This is a genomic window from Mesorhizobium sp. M1E.F.Ca.ET.041.01.1.1 (assembly GCF_003997355.1).
Lineage (GTDB): Bacteria > Pseudomonadota > Alphaproteobacteria > Rhizobiales > Rhizobiaceae > Mesorhizobium.
This window is the reverse complement of the sequence record NZ_RZSL01000994.1, coordinates 1-1,367: the sequence shown is the minus strand read 5'-3', so window position 1 is coordinate 1,367 and position 1,367 is coordinate 1. Positions and strand designations below refer to the sequence as shown.

At 64.6% G+C, this 1,367-nt stretch carries 2 protein-coding genes; both read left to right on the top strand.

All coding sequences use genetic code 11. The features are described from left to right. Nucleotides 1-521 (top strand): lytic transglycosylase domain-containing protein (locus EOA38_RS36720; RefSeq protein WP_145966297.1); only part of this gene is annotated, 521 nt, incomplete at its 5' end. Between the two features lie 47 nt (nt 522-568). Continuing rightward, on the top strand, nt 569-1,066 hold the full coding sequence (locus tag EOA38_RS36715) for a GNAT family N-acetyltransferase (protein WP_126092449.1): 498 nt from the start codon (nt 569-571) through the stop codon (nt 1,064-1,066). The last annotated feature ends 301 nt before the right edge of the window (nt 1,067-1,367 follow it).

Genomic DNA, 1,367 nt, shown 5'->3' with positions numbered 1-1,367 from the left:
TTGCCATGCCGGTCACTGGCCAGTCTGCAAAGGTGGCCCCCATGCCCGGCGTTCAGCAGGTCGCCTATGTGGTGCCGCAGAACCCGGCGCTGCTTGCGCAACCGGGCCAGGCCGAAAAGCACGCCACGGGCCCACGCGCCGAGATCGAGCGGCTGATCGAGAAATATTCGGTGATCTACGAAGTGCCGGTCGATCTGGTGCGCTATGTCGTCAACCGCGAGAGCACGTTCAACCCGAAAGCCTACAATCACGGCCATTGGGGACTGATGCAGATCAAGCACGCCACGGCGCGCGGCATGGGCTATGACGGGCCGGCTACCGGTCTGTTCGACGCCGAGACCAATCTCAAATACGCGGTCAAATATCTGCGCGGCGCCTGGCTGGTCTCCGGCGGCAACGCCAAGCGGGCCGACACGCTCTACCAGACCGGCTATTATTACGACGCCAAGCGCAAGGGCCTGCTCGAGGAGACGGGCCTAGGCGTCGACCGCAGGCGGCATCGGCTGCCGCCCGACGCCTGAGGTTGCAACCTCAGCGCATGTCGCCCAAAAAAGTAGCGGTTTTGGCCATGCATGAAAATCCAGGTCCTCGCCCCGCGGCGCCCAACGACATTCGCCTTCGCAAGTTGCTCGACGATGCGCTGACCGCGCCGCATTGGCCGGACGGTTTCATCATGCGCCCGTTCGAGCACAGGGATGCGCAGGCCGTGCATGCGCTGCTGGAAGAGGTGTTCGACGACGGCACCGACGGGCCGTTCGAGGACTGGTGGCCGCGCATCCTCGGCAATGCGGAGTTCGATCCTGATCTCTTTTTCCTCGTCATCGACGGCAAGGGGCTGCTGGCGGGCGCGGCCCTTTGCCGGACGTCCGGCTTCGTCAGGGATCTCGCCGTTCACCCGGACTCCAGAGGGCATGGTATCGGCGAAGCGCTGATGCGGCATGTGTTCGTGACCTTCCGCGACAGGGGCGCCGCCCGTGTCGATCTCAAGACCAACACGGTCAAGAACGCCGCCGCCTTCAGGCTGTACGAGCGGCTGGGCATGGTTCCGGTCGCCTGGGAAGGCTAGGCCCGGAAGGCTAGGCTTGGAAAGGCTGGCGATTTCCAGCAGTCATCGGCGCCGCGGCGATCATCATGTGCAGGCATTGTGAACCACTTCACACAGGCTGACGTTAGGGCATGCTAATGCGTCGTCGTGCCGGGCGGCCGATCGGCGGATCGACGCTGGCAAGGCGTCGGAGGAGGCTGTGCCGGCATGCGTCAGCCACTCCAAGGTGGGCTCCGGGGCGGGGGTTTCGGAGCCCGCCCGCTTTCGTTTGAAATCCGCCCATCCATCCACCAGATTGCACATCTGCGCGCGCTTCGGTCAG